Source organism: Methylobacterium terrae, from assembly GCF_003173755.1.
Classification (GTDB): Bacteria; Pseudomonadota; Alphaproteobacteria; order Rhizobiales; family Beijerinckiaceae; genus Methylobacterium; species Methylobacterium terrae.
The window spans coordinates 2,453,130-2,468,573 of the sequence record NZ_CP029553.1 but is presented as its reverse complement, the minus strand read 5'-3'; the positions used below and the strand labels follow the sequence as shown (position 1 = coordinate 2,468,573).

Annotated in this window: 12 protein-coding genes; 3 read left to right on the top strand and 9 right to left on the bottom strand. The window is 72.2% G+C overall.

Annotated elements, in window-relative coordinates; all coding sequences use genetic code 11:
- Positions 1–5 precede the first annotated feature (5 nt).
- The 6 genes from DK419_RS11105 to DK419_RS11080 form a co-directional block, all read right to left on the bottom strand.
- Positions 6–929: a class I SAM-dependent methyltransferase gene (locus tag DK419_RS11105; RefSeq protein WP_245442909.1), complete on the bottom strand. Its 924-nt coding sequence runs from the start codon at positions 927–929 to the stop codon at positions 6–8.
- 1 nt (position 930) lies between these two features.
- Positions 931–1,920, bottom strand: a complete 990-nt coding sequence (gene era, locus DK419_RS11100) for a GTPase Era (protein ID WP_245442908.1) — start codon at positions 1,918–1,920, stop codon at positions 931–933.
- Positions 1,917–2,627 (bottom strand): ribonuclease III, encoded by a 711-nt coding sequence (gene rnc, locus DK419_RS11095; protein ID WP_109962246.1) that lies wholly within the window; start codon positions 2,625–2,627, stop codon positions 1,917–1,919. The genes era and rnc overlap by 4 nt, the downstream gene beginning before the upstream one ends.
- Positions 2,628–2,727: 100 nt before the next feature.
- On the bottom strand, positions 2,728–3,519 hold the full coding sequence (gene lepB / locus DK419_RS11090) for a signal peptidase I (protein ID WP_109959125.1): 792 nt from the start codon (positions 3,517–3,519) through the stop codon (positions 2,728–2,730).
- Positions 3,520–3,763: 244 nt separating this feature from the next.
- Positions 3,764–4,165, bottom strand: coding sequence for a holo-ACP synthase (gene acpS, locus DK419_RS11085; protein WP_109959124.1), 402 nt, complete (start codon positions 4,163–4,165; stop codon positions 3,764–3,766).
- Positions 4,162–4,920, bottom strand: coding sequence for a pyridoxine 5'-phosphate synthase (locus DK419_RS11080; RefSeq protein WP_109959123.1), 759 nt, complete (start codon positions 4,918–4,920; stop codon positions 4,162–4,164). The genes acpS and DK419_RS11080 overlap by 4 nt, the downstream gene beginning before the upstream one ends.
- 475 nt (positions 4,921–5,395) lie before the next feature.
- Here DK419_RS11080 and DK419_RS29410 point away from each other — a divergent pair, with 475 nt between their 5' ends.
- From DK419_RS29410 to DK419_RS11065, 3 genes are all read left to right on the top strand, one after another.
- Positions 5,396–6,154 (top strand): PRC-barrel domain-containing protein, encoded by a 759-nt coding sequence (locus DK419_RS29410; protein WP_245442907.1) that lies wholly within the window; start codon positions 5,396–5,398, stop codon positions 6,152–6,154.
- The gene (locus tag DK419_RS11070) at positions 6,151–7,506 is read left to right on the top strand and encodes an MFS transporter (protein WP_109959122.1); all 1,356 of its coding nucleotides are present in this window, start codon (positions 6,151–6,153) and stop codon (positions 7,504–7,506) included. The genes DK419_RS29410 and DK419_RS11070 overlap by 4 nt, the downstream gene beginning before the upstream one ends.
- Before the next feature lie 254 nt (positions 7,507–7,760).
- The gene (locus DK419_RS11065; protein WP_109959121.1) at positions 7,761–9,527 is read left to right on the top strand and encodes an ABC transporter ATP-binding protein; all 1,767 of its coding nucleotides are present in this window, start codon (positions 7,761–7,763) and stop codon (positions 9,525–9,527) included.
- 562 nt (positions 9,528–10,089) lie between these two features.
- Here the strand turns inward: DK419_RS11065 and DK419_RS11060 are convergent.
- The 3 genes from DK419_RS11060 to DK419_RS11050 all read right to left on the bottom strand — a co-directional run bounded on the left by DK419_RS11060 (position 10,090) and on the right by DK419_RS11050 (position 14,737).
- Positions 10,090–11,397, bottom strand: a complete 1,308-nt coding sequence (locus tag DK419_RS11060) for an HlyD family type I secretion periplasmic adaptor subunit (RefSeq protein WP_109959120.1) — start codon at positions 11,395–11,397, stop codon at positions 10,090–10,092.
- Complete coding sequence (locus DK419_RS11055) at positions 11,397–13,169, bottom strand: type I secretion system permease/ATPase (RefSeq protein ID WP_425352667.1); 1,773 nt, start codon at positions 13,167–13,169, stop codon at positions 11,397–11,399. The genes DK419_RS11060 and DK419_RS11055 overlap by 1 nt, the downstream gene beginning before the upstream one ends.
- A gap of 323 nt (positions 13,170–13,492) precedes the next feature.
- Positions 13,493–14,737: a carbohydrate-binding domain-containing protein gene (locus DK419_RS11050; RefSeq protein WP_245442905.1), complete on the bottom strand. Its 1,245-nt coding sequence runs from the start codon at positions 14,735–14,737 to the stop codon at positions 13,493–13,495.
- Positions 14,738–15,444: the final 707 nt, after the last annotated feature.

Here is a 15,444-nt window from a genome sequence, read left to right as displayed (position 1 = left end):
GGCGCTCATTTGCGCGCCTCGTGGATCTTGTACCCTTGGGCGGAGGCGCGCGGCACCACCTCGCGGAAGACCTCCGAGAGCGTCGCCTCGTAGGGCAGATGGGTGTTGGCGGTGAGCCAGAGCGTCCCGCCGGGCCGCAAGGCCGCGGCGGCGCGGCGGATGAAGGCCTGGCCGAGGGTCCGGTCCTCGGCGCCGCCATCGTGGAAGGGCGGGTTCATCACCACGAAGTCGAGGCGCTCCGGCACCGCATCCGTCGCGCGGGCATCGGCCCACGTCACCGTCACGCGCGGATCGTCGACGTTGCGCCGCGCTGCCTCGACGGCCCGGCGGTCGTTGTCGACGAGGGCGAGCGCAGTGACCTTGGCCGAGGCCAGCACGGCGTGGGCGAGGATGCCGAGGCCGCAGCCGAGATCGGCCCCGCGCCCGGACAGGGCCGGCATCGTCTCGATCAGCAGGGCGGTGCCGGGGTCGATCCGGTTCCACGAGAAGATGCCGGGCTGCGTCCACAGGCCGAGACCGTCGTCGCGCCGCGGCGCGCCCTCCGCGATCGCCTCGTCGAGCCCGGTCGGCGCGTCGGGCCGCACAGTCCGGACGATGCGGTGGTGGCTCTTCGCGGTCTCGTCGAGCCGGCAGCCGAAGCCCGAGAGCTCGCGGGCGAGGCGCGAGCCGCCCCGGTCCTTCGGAGCGAGCACTGTGAGGGTCGCGCCGGGGGCGAGCGCACGCAAGCCCAGCGCCAGGACGTGGCGGCGCTCCAGGGTGCCGGGCGGGGCCAGCATGGTCAGGCCGGGGAGCGACCCTGCGGCGAGCGCCTCCAGGGCGGTGCCGCCGGGCATCAGCGGCGAGAGCTGCACCGCGCCGTCCGGCACGGCGGCGAGATCGGCGGGCGGGTGGCCGTAGACGCCCGGCCGGGCGGGGCTGAGGTCGGTCACGTCAGCCGCGGGGGAATTCCAGGCCCATCTCGCGGTAGCGCTCCGGATCGTCGGCCCAGTTCTCCCGCACCTTCACGAACAGGAACAGGTGCACCTTCGTCTCGGCGGCTTCGGCGATGTCGATCCGGGCGGCCTGGCCGATGGCCTTGATGGTCTGCCCGCCCTTGCCGAGGACGATCGAGCGCTGGCTCTCGCGCTCGACGAAGATGGTCTGCTCGATCCGCACCGATCCGTCGGGCCGGACCTGCCACTGGTCGGTCTCGACGGTCGAGGAATAGGGCAGCTCCTCGTGCAGCCGGTCGTAGATCTTCTCCCGGGTGATCTCGGCGGCGAGCATCCGCAGGGGCGCGTCGGAGACCTGGTCCTCGGGATAGAGCCAGGGGCCGGGCGGCATCCGGGCGGCGAGGTCGCGGCGCAGGTCGTCGACCCCGTCGCCGGTCAGCGCCGAGATCATGAAGGTGCGCTCGAACGGCACCCGCTCGTTGAGGGAGGCGGCGAGCGCCAGCAGGCGCTCGCGGGCGATCACGTCGATCTTGTTGAGCACCAGGAACTTGGGGCGCTTCAGCTCCGGCATCCGCTTGAGGATGGCGTCGACCTCCTCGTCGACGCCCTTGCGGGCGTCGATCAAGAGGCAGACCGCGTCGGCATCGGCCGCGCCGCTCCAGGCCGAGGTCACCATCGCCCGGTCGAGGCGGCGCTTGGGCGCGAAGATGCCGGGAGTGTCGACGAGGATGATCTGCGCCGTGCCCTCCATGGCGATGCCGCGCACCAGGGCGCGCGTGGTCTGCACCTTGCGCGAGACGATCGACACCTTGGTGCCGACGAGGCTGTTGAGCAGGGTCGACTTGCCGGCATTCGGCACCCCGATCAGGGCGACGAAGCCCGCGCGGGTGTCCTTGGGAGGAGCGGCCTCGTGCGGGCCATTCTCGGGCGGGCCATTCTCGGGCAGGCCGGACTCGTCGGTCTCGGGAGGGGTATCGTCGTCGATCATTCTGGTTGCTCCCCGGGCTCGTCCCCGGTCCACAGCCCCTCGCGCACCAGCAGCGCGCGCGCGGCCGTCTGCTCGGCCAGGCGCTTGGAGCCGCCGAAGCCGATGCCGGGCGCGGCGCCGGTGACCCGGGCCTCGATGTGAAATTGCGGCGCGTGGTCGGGCCCGGCCCGCTCCACCACCACGTAGGTCGGCGTCGGCCAGCCCTGCGCCTGCGCCCATTCCTGGAGGGCCGATTTCGGGTCGCGGCTGCGCGTCCCCTCGGTCTGGCGGCCGGCCTCGAAGGCACGGTCGATCACCGCCTTGGCGGCGCCGTAGCCGGCATCAAGGAAGATCGCGCCGAGGATCGCCTCGCAGACGTCGGCGAGGATCGCCGCGTTGCGGCGTCCGCCGCCATGGACCTCGCCGCCGCCGAGGTTGAGGTGGGGCCCGACCTCCCAGGCATTGGCGACGACCGCGCAGCTCTCGCGCCGCACCAGGCTCGACAGGCGCCGCGACAGGTCGCCCTCGTCGGCCCCCGGAAGGGCGTTGTAGAGGCCGTCCGCCACCGCCAGCCCGAGCACCCGGTCGCCGAGGAACTCGAGCCGCTGGTAGCTGCCCTTCCCGTTGGTCGCGCTGACATGGGTGAGCGCCTGCACCAGGAGGTCGCGGTCGGCGAAGCGGTGGCCGATGCGCTCCTCCAGCACCGAGAGGTCGGGCCGGCGCCGCATCCCGCGCTTGCGCCGCGGCGGGGCGTCGCCCGGTGCGGGGCCAGGCGGCTCGGCCTGCGGCGTGGCGGCGTCGGCGTCGCTCACAGCGTCCGGTCTCCCGTCAGTGGATCGGCTTGAACAGGCGGTTCCAGCGCACCGTCCACGGCCAGTTCCAGATCTGCCAGGCGGCGGCGCCCTCGTCGATCGAGAAGAAGATCACCTCGGCCCGGCCGATCAGGTTCTCGAACGGCACGTAGCCGACATTGCCGAGGTCGCGGGAATCGGTGGAGTTGTCGCGGTTGTCGCCCATCATGAAGAAGTGGTTCGCCGGCACGGTGTAGACCTGGGTGTTGTCCCACAGGCCGCGGTCGCCGTCGCGCTCGATGATCTCGTGGGTGACGCCGTTGGGCAGGGTCTCGCGGTATTGCGGCACCAGGGTCGGCTGGCCGAAGGCGTCGGTGGTCGAGTAGTCGGCGATGCGCTCGCGCTTGACCGCCCGGCCGTTGATGTTGAGCACGCCCTCGATCACCTGGATCCGGTCGCCCGGCAGGCCGATCACCCGCTTGATGTAGTCGGTGGCATTGTCCTTGGGCAGCTTGAACACCACGATGTCGCCGCGCTTGGGCTCGGCGCCCCAGATCCGGCCCTTGGCCTCGAACGGCAGGTACTCGCTCAAGGGAAGCGAGTACTTGGAGTAGCCGAGCGAGTACTTCGACACGAAGAGATAGTCACCGATCAGCAGGGTCGGGATCAGCGAGCCGGACGGGATGTTGAACGGCTGGAACAGCAGCGTGCGCACCACGACGGCGATCAGCAGCGCCTGGACGCCGACCTTGACGGTCTCCTTGATCGAGTCCCACAGGCCGGCATCCTTGCCGCGTTTCAGGTCCTGGTCCGTGCGTGCGCGATCCATGCTCGTTCTCTCCGGCGGTCCGTGCAGAATGCGCCTGGGCACCCGCCGAGGGCACGCGGCCGGCTTTTTGCGCGGTGCGGGGGGTCTAGACCAACGCTTGCCCGCCCGCAACGCGGCGTGGCCGGCGCGGGCGAATCAGTCCGTTCGTGCCTCCGCGAGCCGGCGAAGGCGTCCGGCGCACGGGCGCCGACGCCCCTCTCGGGCTCGCCTTCCGCGCCGCGACGCCGCCGCGGTCGTCGGCGACCTACCCCGCCGGCAGCGCCTCGATGATGACGAAGGCCTGGGCGAGCGGGGGATCGTCGGTCAGCGTCACGTGCACCACCGGGCGGTGGCCCGGCGGCATCAGGGCGGCGAGGCGGTCGGCCGCGCCGTTCGTCAGGCGCAGGGTCGGGCGGCCGCCGGGCAGGTTCACCACCTCCATGTCGCGCCAGAACACGCCGTGGCTCATGCCGGTGCCGAGCGCCTTGGAGCAGGCCTCCTTGGCGGCGAAGCGCCGCGCGTAGGACGGGGCGCGGGCGGCGCGCCGGTCGCTGCGGGCGCGCTCGCCCTCGGTGAAGACCCGGTGGGTGAAGCGGTCGCCGAAGCGCTCGAGCGAGCGCTCGATGCGGCGGATGTCGCAGAGGTCCGAGCCGATGCCGACGATCATGCGGCGCTCCCCGTGCGGCCCGCCGCCATCGCCGCGCGCATCGCCCGGATCGCGGCGGGCAGCCCGTCGAAGATCGCCTCGGCCATCAGGGCGTGGCCGATATTGAGCTCGCGCACCTGCGGCAGAGCCGCCACCGGGCCGACGCTGTCGACGGTCAGGCCGTGGCCGGCATGGATCTCGAGCCCCAAGCCCCCGCCGTGCTCGGCCGCGCGGGCCAGCCGCGCGAGCTCGGCGCGCACCTTCGCCTCGTCCCCGGCGATCACCGCCTCGCAGTAGGTGCCGGTATGCAGCTCGACCACCGGGGCGCCGAGCGCGCGCGCCGCCTCCATCACGTGCGGCTCGGGCTCGACGAACAGCGACACCCGCACCCCCGCCTCATTGAGGCGGGCGACGACCGGGGCGAGGTGCTCGCGGCCGCCGACGATGTCGAGCCCGCCCTCGGTGGTGCGCTCCTCGCGCTTCTCCGGCACCAGGCAGGCGGCGTGGGGCTTCAGGCGCAGGGCGATCCCCAGCATCTCGTCGGTCGCCGCCATCTCGAAGTTCAGCGGCCGGTCGATCTCGCGCATCAGCCGCTCGACGTCGGCGTCGCGGATGTGGCGGCGGTCCTCGCGCAGGTGGGCGGTGATGCCGTCGGCCCCGGCCGCGATCGCCGCGTGCGCCGCCCGCACCGGATCCGGCATCGTGCCGCCGCGGGCGTTGCGCAGGGTGGCGACGTGGTCGACGTTGACGCCGAGGCGGAGGGGGGACGCGGGCATCGGGCGGGCTTCTCGGACGGATTCCTCGGGAGCCTCCGCGATGTAGCGTGGGCGGCCGGGCCTCGCCACCCGCCCGTATTGCGGAACCACACTCCCCGGGAAAGCGCGGCGAGGCGGGGCATCCGCCTGGACAATCCCGCCCGGTGCACCGCACTGTAGGCTTTCCGCGGCGCGGGCCCGGATGCCCGACCGGCGTGAGGCCCGCGCGCCGCGACAACCCAACGACCGATGCTCGGGCGGGCCGCCGCGCCTGCCCCGGAGGCCCACGATGTCTGCTCGACGGCTCGACCGCGGCGGTGACGCGCCCGCCCGGCTGCCCCTGCCGCCCCGCCCCCACAACTTCGCCGCGTTCCTCCGCCATCCGGACCCCTCGCGTTCGGAACCGCCGGCCTCCGCCGCGGTTGCCGGCAGGACACACCGCGTGACGCTGCGAGAGGCCCGCTTGCTCGGAACCTTGCCCGGAACCCTGCGGACGATGCTGACGGCCCTCGCCGCGCTCTCGGCCGTGACGGCGACCCAGGCGCAGCAGGGTTCGGTACCGCCGGACGCCCAGAAGCCGGCGGCCCCGGCCCCGACGGCGCCCGCGCCGACCCCCGCACCGGCCGTGCAGGCGCCCGCGGCCCAAACTCAAGCGCCCGCGGCCCAGCCCCAAGCCCCCGCCGGGCAAGCCCCCGCAGGGCAAGCACCGGCCGCCCAGGCGCCGGCGAACCAGGTCCCGGCGCCCGCGAATCCCGCCCCCGCGGCGCAGGCGCCGGCGGTTCCGTCCGGCACCCCGGCCACGGTGCTCGACACCCAGGATTACGACGGCGTCCTCGGCAAGCCGGTGCGCAGCGCCGCCGGCGAGGATATGGGCCGGATCATCGACATCATCGTCGACAAGGACGGCCGGCCCCGGGCCGCGATCATCGATTTCGGCGGCTTCCTCGGCGTCGGCTCGCGCAAGATCGCGGTCGACTGGCGCGCCCTGCACTTCTCGGCCGACAACAAGCCCGGCCGCGCGGTGCTGCAGCTCAACCGCAACCAGGTGCGGGTCTCGCCCGAGTACAAGCCCGGCGACCCGATCGTGGTGCTCGGTCCCGCAGGCCCGGTTCCCGCGCCGGCGACGCCCGCCGCCCCGGCGACCGCCGCCCCCGCCGCGCCCCCGGCGGCGCCCGCACCCTCCGCGACGACGTCGCCTCCTCCGGCGGCGCCCGACGCCGACCAGGCTGCGGCGCGCAACCCGCCGGACAAATGACGCGACCGCGCCAGGCCTATCGCCGCCCCCTCGCCCATCGCGACCGGGACGTGCCTCGCACCGAGGCGCGGCCGGATCCCCGCCAGGATCCCGCCCGCGACGGCTTGCGGGACGGGGCCGGCGGGTCGGCGGGCCGGCGGCGGGAGAAGCCGGCGCCCTCGCTCGCCAGCAGCCGCGGCCTCGACGCCTTCACGTTCTTCGTCGCCAACCTGCAGACCGGCTTCGGCCCGTTCGTGGCGGTCTACTTCACCTCGCAGAGCTGGACCCAGTCCGACATCGGCCTCGTGCTCACCATCGGCGGGCTGTTCAGCCTGTTCGGGCAGGTGCCCGGCGGCGCCTTCGTCGACTGGGTGACCTCGAAGCGCTTCGTCGCCGCCCTGTCGGTGGCGGTGATCGGCCTCTCGGCCGCCGGCCTCGCCCTGTTCCCGACCTTCCTGATCGTCGCGCTCTCGATGGCGGCACACTCGATCGCGAGCTGCACCCTCACGCCGGCGATCGCGGCGATCAGCCTCGGCCTCGTCGGCCATGCGGGCCTGGGCGAGCGCCTCGGGCGCAACGCCCGCTTCTCCTCGATCGGCAACGCGCTCGCCGCCGCCGGCATGGGGGCCTGCGGCTACTACCTGTCGAGCGAGGCGGTGTTCTACGTCACGGCCGCCCTGGCGCTGCCGACGCTCGCCGCCCTGTACTTCGTGCGCGCGAGCGAGATCGACGTGGTGCGGCCGCAGGCGCCGGACGGCGGCGAGGCGCCGGGCGGCTGGGCGAGCCTGAAGCTCCTGCTCACCAACCGGGCGCTCCTGTGCTTCTCCGCCTGCATCACCCTGTTCTTCGTCGCCAACGCGGCGATGCTGCCGCTGGTCGGCAGCGTGCTCACCGTGCGGGCGAGCCAGACCGCCACGATCCTGATCGCCGCCTGCATCATGGCGCCCCAGATGGTGATGGCGCTGATCGCGCCGGCGGTCGGCCGCGCCGCCCAGGCCTATGGCCGGCGCCCGCTCCTGATCCTGGGCTTCGCCGCCCTTCCGATCCGCGGCCTGCTCTTCGCCTATACCGACGCGCCCGAGCTCTTGGTGGCGGTGCAGGTCTTCGACGGCATCTCGGCGGCTGTGCTCGGCGTGATGGTGCCGCTGATCGTCGCCGACTGCACCCGCGGCACCGGCCGCTTCAACATGGCGCTCGGGGCGGTGGGGACCGCGATGGGCCTGGGGGCCGCGGCCAGCACGACGCTCTCGGGCTACATGGCCGACCATTTCGGCTCCCACGCCGCCTTCCTGGGGCTGGCCGCCGTGGCCTTCGCGGCGCTCGTCCTGATCGTGCTGATCATGCCGGAGACCCGGCGGGCCCGGGACGCGTGAGGCCGGGAGATCCGCGGCCCGGGGCGCCGGAAACCGGTGTGCGGTGCAGCGCCGCTCAACTCCCGTTCAGGATCGACGGATTACACCACGGACTTCACCGTCCGCCTGAAACATAAGGTGACGCTTGCGCGTTGCGAGAAGCGGGTGGGGCTTGCGGGAGAGTGCGGAGAGGCGTTCGGCGGGGTTCTTGCATCCCGTTTCCCTCTCCCGACCGTGGGTCGCACGCGTGCGAAGAACCGGGATCGATCGCCACGATGGATGACCTCTGCGCGTACGCCAACCGGCCCTGGGCCTTCGTGGCCCGCTACCTGCGCCGCCGCATCGTGCCCCACGCGGCCATCCTGGTCGCCGTTCTGGGCGCCGTGGCCTGCTCGGTGAGCACCCAGTACGGCCTGAAGGGCGTCGTCGACGCCCTCGGCAAGGGACCTGAGAACAACACCCTGATCTGGCCGGCGCTCACCGTGCTGATCTGCTTCATCGCCGCCGACAACATGCTGTGGCGGGTGGCGAGCCTGATCGCCAGCTTCACCTTCGTGAAGGTCACCGGCGACGTCCGGCGCGACCTGTTCCAGCACCTGACCGGCCACTCGCCGTCCTACTTCGCGGACCGGCAGCCCGGCACCCTGGCGAGCCGGATCACCGCGACCTCGAACGCGATCTTCACCGCCGAGAACATGTTCGTCTGGAACGTGATGCCGCCCTGCGCGGCGGCGTTCGGCGCGATCCTCTACGTCGGCAGCGTCAGCGTGCCGATGGCGGTCGGGCTGCTCGTCATCTGCGGCGGCGTGGTGGTGCTGATGTTCCGCATCGCCGCCGCCGGCAAGCCGCTGCACCACGACTTCGCCGAGAAGGCGGCCTCGGTCGACGGCGAGATGGTCGATCTCGTGAGCAACATGCCGCTCGTGCGCGCCTTCTCGGCCTACAAGCGCGAGTTCGCCCGCTTCGACGAGACCATCGGCACCGAGATGAAGGCGCGCCGCCGCTCGCTCCTCTACCTCGAGCGCCTGCGCATCATGCACGCCCTCATCACCGTCGTGGCGGTGCTGGGCCTGCTGTTCTGGGCGATCAAGATGTGGCAGGCGGGCGCCGCCACCGCCGGCCAGGTGGTGCTGGTCTGCACCCTCGGCATCACCATCCTGGCGGCGACCCGCGACCTCGCGGTCGCGCTCGTCGACGTCACCCAGCACACCGCCCGCCTGTCGGAGGCCCTGCGCACGCTGCTCCAGCCGCACGACCTGCGCGACCACCCGGAAGCGAAGCCCCTCGTCGGCGAGGGCGCCCGCATCACCTTCGAGAAGGTGAAGTTCAACTATCCCGACGGCCGCGAGGTGTTCGGCGACTTCAACCTCGACATCAAGCCGGGCGAGCGCGTCGGCCTCGTCGGCCGCTCCGGCGGCGGCAAGTCGACCCTGTTCACCCTGCTGCAGCGCTTCTACGACCCGCAGAACGGCCGCATTCTCATCGACGGCCAGGATATCGGCCGGGTCACGCAGGAATCCTTGCGCGAGGCGATCACCGTGGTGCCGCAGGACATCTCGCTGTTCCACCGCAGCTTGCGCGAGAACATCCGCTACGGCCGGCCGGACGCCTCCGACGAGGACGTCTGGGCCGCCGCCGCCGCCGCCCGCTGCACCGACTTCATCAACGACCTGCCGGGCGGCTTCGACACCATCGTGGGCGACCGCGGCGTGAAGCTCTCGGGCGGCCAGCGCCAGCGCATCGCGGTGGCCCGCGCCATCCTGAAGAACTCGCCGATCCTGCTCCTCGACGAGGCGACCTCGGCGCTCGACACCGAGTCGGAGGAGGCGATCCGCGAGGCGCTCGGCAACCTGATGAAGGGCCGCACCACCATCGCCATCGCGCACCGTCTCTCGACCCTGAAGGACTTCGACCGGATCGTCGTGCTCGACGGCGGTCAGGTGATCCAGGACGGCTCGCCCGACCGCCTCGTGCACCTCGACGGGTTCTACCGCGACCTGATCCAGCGCGAGACGATCAAGCTGTCGCGCGAGGCGGCGTAAAGACGCGCGAAAACCCTTCCCCTCTGCAGGGGAGGGTTGGCGAGCGAAGCGAGGCGGGAGAGGGGTAGCGCGACGCTCATCCTGAGAGCGCCCTTCAAAACGGTTCAGTCATCTTCGGGAGCGCGGTTCCCCTCTCCCGCCCCGCGCACGCGTGTTTCGCACTCGCCGCAGGGCACCCTCCCCCGCAGAGGGAGGGGGGTTCGTCGGCGGGAATCGTTCCGGGCGATGGGTCCCGTCGAACCGCCGATGTGCGCCACCGCACAATCCGACGTCCCCGTTTCAATCGAAGCCTCGGTATTTGTGCGCTGCGATGAACCTTCCGCAGCGTTCGCCGTTTTACCCAGGAGCCGCCTGCCGCCGGAGGGCGCGTTGGCACGCGACCTGCGAGCGGTGGCACCGTCCAACCGAGCATAGCGAGGACCATCGATGCTGAAGACCGTCACCTACGCGATGATCGGCGTCCTGGCCTGCGGGCTGCTGGTGGCCGTGGTCGGCGCCTCCGGCGCCATCGGGGGCTGAGGAATCGCGAAGGGGCCCGTCCTCCGGGGACGGGCCCCGGCCCTCACTTCTCGCGGAACGCCCGGGCGACCTGGTCGGCGAGCGGCTTGGTGAAATAGCTCAGCACCGTGCGGCTCTGCGTCTGGATGAAGGCCTCGACCGGCATGCCCGGCGTGAGCTTCACGGCGCCGAGGCGCCTCAGCTCGGCCTCCGGCACGGCGACGCGGGTCGTGTACGAGCCCTGGCCGGTGCGCGGATCGGTAGTGAGGTCGGGGGAGATCCGCGACACCGCCCCCGTGATGACCGGCGTGGTGCGCTGGTTGAAGGCCGAGAAGCGCAGGGTCGCCGCCTGTCCGACATGGACCTGGTCGATGTCCTGCGGCGCGAGCTTCGCCTCGACGGTCAGGTGATCGGCGGTCGGCACGATCTGCATGATCTCGGCGCCGGGCGCCACCACGCCGCCCACCGTGTGGACCGCGAGCTGGTGCACGAGCCCGTCCTGCGGCGCCCGGATCTCGACGCGCTTCAGCTGGTCCTCGGCGGTGATGCGCCGCTCGGCGTATTCCGACACCTTGCTGCGGATCTCCGCCAGTTCCTTGCCGACTTCGGTGCGCAGGTCCTGGTCGATCTGGAGGATCTGCAGCCGCGTCTCGGTGATGCGCCCGCGCACCTGGGCGATCGTCGAGATCAGCGTTCCCTTCTCGCCCTCCAGCCGCGCGAGGTCGCGCTCGAGCGCGCTCACCCGCTGGATCGGCACGAGCTTCTTCTCCCACAGGTCGCGCACCCCGCCGAGCTCCCGCTCGATCAGGACGATCTCCCGGGCCTTGGCGGCGATCTGCTCGTCGAGGCCGCGGATCTGCTCGTCGAGCTGGCCGACCCGCTCGGCGAGCTGGGACTTCTGGCCCTCGCGGGCGCTGGCCCTGGTCTGGAACAGCCGGCGCTCGCCGGCGATGAGCCCGGCCACCACCGGGTCGGCGGCCCGCGCCGTCAGCGCGTCCGGGAAGCTCACGTCGGGGGCCCCGTCGCGCTCCGCCTCGAGCCGGGCGCGCCGGGCGGTCGCTTCGTCGATCGAGCGGGTGACGATGGCGAGGTTGGCCTGCAGCACCGTCTCGTCGAGGCGCAGGAGCACGTCGCCGGCCGCGACCCGGTCGCCGTTCTTCACCCGCAACTCGCCGACGACGCCGCCGGTCGGGTGCTGCACCTTCTTGACGTCGGACTCGACCACCAGCGAGCCGGCGGTGACGACGGCGCCGGAGAACTCGGCGAGGGCGGCCCAGCCGCCGGCGCCGACGAACAGGAGCGCGCCGCCGACCGCGCCGGCCAGGAGGTGGCGGCGGATCGAGGCCTGGGTCCGGGGGGTGATCGGGTTCATCACGCACGCCCTCCCTGGGCGACCTTGAGGCTCATCGGGGCGAACCCAGCGGCGAAGCCCGTCGGGGCGGCCGGCATCGCGCGCGGCCGGTTGAGCGCGGGCAGGATCTCGTCGCGGGGGCCGAGCGCCTGGACGCGGCCATCGGCCATCACCATCACCTGATCGAGCGCCGCGAGCGCGCTCGGCCGGTGGGCGACCACCACCACGATGCCGCCCCGCGCCCGCACCCCGACGATCGCCTCGGTGAGCGCCGCCTCGCCCTCCTGGTCGAGGTTCGAGTTCGGCTCGTCGAGCACCACCAGGAAGGGATCGCCGTAGAGGGCGCGGGCGAGCGCCAGGCGCTGGCGCTGGCCGGCCGACAGCAGCGCCCCGCGCTCGCCGATCTGGGTCTGGTAGCCCTCGGGCAGCGACAGGATCAGGTCGTGGACCCGGGCGGCCTTGGCCGCCGCGATGATCGCCTCGGCCTCCGCCTCCGGCCGGAAGCGCGCGATGTTCGCCGCCACCGTGCCGGGAAACAGCTCGACCTCCTGCGGCAGGTAGCCGACGTGGCGGCCGAGATCCTGCGGCCGCCACTGGTCGAGGCGGGCGCCGTCGAGGCGCACCGCGCCCCGGGCCGCGGGCCAGATCCCGACGAGCAGCCGGGCGAGCGACGACTTGCCCGACGCGCTGTGGCCGACGATGCCGAGCCCCTGCCCGGCCGTGAGCGTCAGGCCGACATCGAGGGCGGTGAGGCGCTGCCCCCCGGGCGGGCCGACGCTGGCCTGCTCGACGGTCAGCCCCTCGCGCGGGGCCGGCAGGGTCAGCCCCTCGGGCTCCGCGCCGGCGGCGCCGAGCGCCGAACCGAGGTGGCGCCAGCACTCGCGGGCGGCCGAGAAGGTCTTCCAGTAGCCGATCGCCTGGTCGATCGGCGCCAGCGCCCGGGCGCTCAGGATCGAGCCGGCGATGATGACGCCGGCGGTCGCCTCCTGGCGGATCACCAGGAAGGCGCCGACGCCGAGCACCGCCGATTGCAGCACCACCCGCAGCACCTTCGAGGCGTTGTGGATCGCCCCCGTGATCTCGGCGGTGCGCTCCTGGGTGGCCTGCGAGGCGGCGCTCGCCCGGGACCAGATCCCGGCGAGGTCGGGCTCCATGCCCATCGCCCGCACGGTCTCGGCGTTGCGCCGGCTCGCCTCGGCGACGAAGCCGCGGGCGGCCGCCGCCTCGCGGGCGTCGCGGGCGTGGTGGCGGGTGAGGATCTCGGCCAGCATCGTCAGGCCGATCAGCGCCAGCGCGCCGAGGAGCGCGGTGAGCCCGATCCAGACGTGGAAGGCGAAGAGCAGGCCGAGATAGACCGGGACCCAGGGCAGGTCGAACAGCGCGCCCGGGCCCCCGCCCGCGAGCGCGGCGCGGATCTGGTCGAGGTCGCGCATCGGCCTGAGGCCGTCGGCCTCCGCCCGGCCGCGCAGCGGCAGGGTGACGACGGCGCGGAACACCCGGCGGCTCAGGGCCTCGTCGAAGGCCCGGCCGGCCCGCAGGAGCAGGCGCGACCGGATCAGCTCGAAGAAGCCCTGACCGAGGTAGAGCACCAGCACGATCAGGCTCAGGCCCACGAGCGTCGGCACGCTGCGGCTCGGGATCACCCGGTCGTAGACCTCGAGCATGTAGAACGAGCCGGCGAGCGCCAGGAGGTTCACGGCGCCGCTGAGCACCGCGACGCCCAGCACCACGTGCCGCAGCTGCGCCAGGGCCGTCACCAGCGGCGGGGCCGAGGCGGCGCGGGAGGCCCCCAGCCCGAAGGCGGTGAGCGCGTCGTGACGCAGGCCCGCTCGGGGCGAACTTTCTTGGCGCAGACCTTCGCCGGGCTCGGCGGAGCCGGGCGCGCGCAGCGACGCGAGGAGGGGCGCGGTCCGGGCGCGCGCGAAGGCGCCGACGCGCCGGACGATCCCGGGGCGCGGGAGGCGGAGATCGGGGGCAATCAAGGGGGCGGGCTCCGTGGGACGGCGCGCGGCGGCGGCCGGCCGGAGGGATCGGGCCGGCGGCGGCGGCGCGTCGGTGGGAGGAGAGGGGCACGCGGGAACCCCGCCCGCCGGTGGCGGGCGGGGCGCCGGATGCCTCAGACGAGGTAGTCGTGGAAGGTGAAGTGCTGCGCGCCGTCGCTCATCAGCGTCAGGTGCGCGCCCTGGACGTCCTGGCCGTGATAGGTGGCGCTGTCGACGTAGAGGTTGCGGTCCTTGGCGGCGGTTCCGCCCCAGTCGTCGTTGAGGAAGCGGATCGCCACGTCGTGGTTGCCCTGGCTCCAGTCGCCGCGCACCGAGATCAGGTCGGACTGGCCCGCGGCGTGCGAGGCGTGCGCGGTCTGGACGCCGCCGATCTGCTTGCCGTCCACCGACACGGCGTACTGCGCGTTGCCGTGATAGGCGTCCTGGCTGATCTTCAGCAGCAGCTGGTCGGAGCCGCTGCCGAGGCTGACGCTCGGCTGGGCCGTGCCGCCACCGGTCGACGGAGTCGCGACCGGGGTGGCCGGGGCCGGCGTCGTCGTGGCGGGCGTGCTCGGCACGCTGTGGTCGCCGCCGCCCGCCGGGGTCGCGGCGGTGTTGTTCGTCACCATCTCGAGATGCGCGCGGATGGCGCCCATGTCCTTGAACAGGTTGTCGGCCTGGGCCTGGCTCACGCCCTTCTCGAGGTAGGCGAGCTGCATCGTGTTCGGGCCGGCCGTGTCGGTGACGTAGCCGCCGTAGTTCTGGTAGGCCTTGGCCAGCGCCATGCCCTCGGCGGTCTTGATGCCGATCGCGTTCAGATCGACGTCCTTCGGGATCGCGAACAGCGAGCCGAGCGGGATCGAGCCCGAATAGCTGCCGCTGAAGCCGTCGGCGGTGGTCGCCGGCCAGACGTAGGGGGTCTTGGCGGAGCCGGCCTGCGTCGTCGAGATCGCCATCGCGACGGCGTGGTCGATCTCGAGCGAGTCGAGGTCCGCCTTCTGCACCACGCCGCCCATCAGCGACATGCCGGCGGCGCGGATGCCCTCGTGCGCGCCCGGCGCGTTGGCGATGCCGTCACCCGTGACGGTGTTCTCGACGACCAGGTTGGCGTGGTAGCTGTTGCTGCCGGTCTTCGCGCCGAGCCAGGTCTCGATGTAGTGCTGACCGTCCTCGGAGACGATGATCGCCCAGCCGTCGCCGGTCTTGAACTGGACGTCGGTCGGCGTCCGCATCTGGAACGTGCCGTTCATCGACGAATTGCCGCCGAGGGTCCAATCGGCATTGTTGGTGCCGCGGCTGTCGTAGCTCCAGGTCGCCATCGGATCGGTCGACTTCGCCTGGTAGATCGGGATCGCGTCCTGCCCGATCCAGGTGTTCACGCCGGCCTGATGCTGAATGGACGCGGTCTGCGCCCCGGATGCAGCCTGGAACTGAGCACTCGATCCGATCGGGGTGTTCCAGATGCTGCTCGGCGCAAAAGGCTGCGCGACCGTTTCATAAGCCATGTATCATTTCCGGTTCTGTGGAAAGGCAGCCGAACCGCGGAACGCGGCGGCATGATTGCGCGATGACAAATAGATCGGGGCCCGTCCGGGGACCGATCCGATGCGCAACGCAGACAATAAGTAGCAATGTTTGGCTGTCAAGCCTGGGTTAATAAACGTAGTCTTATCGATATTTTATCAAATATTCCTGCAACGACCGGTGATGAGCCGGCGATTCGTCGCTTCCGCCGCGTAAAAATCGCGCAGTGAATTGCCTCCTGTGCGGCAGGCGCCGGTTTCGGAGCCAAGAGATCGGCGCCGACAACTCTCACGCCTGCGATGCAGTGCAGCAACTAGGCCGTATAGAGGGGCGCAGGATGGGTTCCGTGAGCTGCGGGATAGCTCGTATCCCTCGCCGTACATAAGATGAATGATCGTCCCGTAATGAGACAGGCGTCGCGTGGTTTCGATGAAGCCGCAGGCTGAGTTCCGCGAAGCTGCGCATCGATTGCACGACGAGATGCCCCGCGCCAGACGAGGCCGGCAGGTCCGGCAGTCGTCACGGTCGCGACGATTATGCGACTGAAAGCACATCCGATGAA

Excerpts from the sequence above, each read along its gene's own strand:
- era (WP_245442908.1), bottom strand. The coding sequence starts at position 1,920 with ATGATCGACGACGATACCCCTCCCGAGACCGACGAGTCCGGCCTGCCC.
- rnc (WP_109962246.1), bottom strand. The coding sequence starts at position 2,627 with ATGCGGCGCCGGCCCGACCTCTCGGTGCTGGAGGAGCGCATCGGCCAC.
- lepB (WP_109959125.1), bottom strand. The coding sequence starts at position 3,519 with ATGGATCGCGCACGCACGGACCAGGACCTGAAACGCGGCAAGGATGCC.
- acpS (WP_109959124.1), bottom strand. The coding sequence starts at position 4,165 with ATGATCGTCGGCATCGGCTCGGACCTCTGCGACATCCGCCGCATCGAG.
- DK419_RS11080 (WP_109959123.1), bottom strand. The coding sequence starts at position 4,920 with ATGCCCGCGTCCCCCCTCCGCCTCGGCGTCAACGTCGACCACGTCGCC.
- DK419_RS29410 (WP_245442907.1), top strand. The coding sequence starts at position 5,396 with ATGCTGACGGCCCTCGCCGCGCTCTCGGCCGTGACGGCGACCCAGGCG.
- DK419_RS11070 (WP_109959122.1), top strand. The coding sequence starts at position 6,151 with ATGACGCGACCGCGCCAGGCCTATCGCCGCCCCCTCGCCCATCGCGAC.
- DK419_RS11065 (WP_109959121.1), top strand. The coding sequence starts at position 7,761 with ATGGATGACCTCTGCGCGTACGCCAACCGGCCCTGGGCCTTCGTGGCC.
- DK419_RS11060 (WP_109959120.1), bottom strand. The coding sequence starts at position 11,397 with ATGAACCCGATCACCCCCCGGACCCAGGCCTCGATCCGCCGCCACCTC.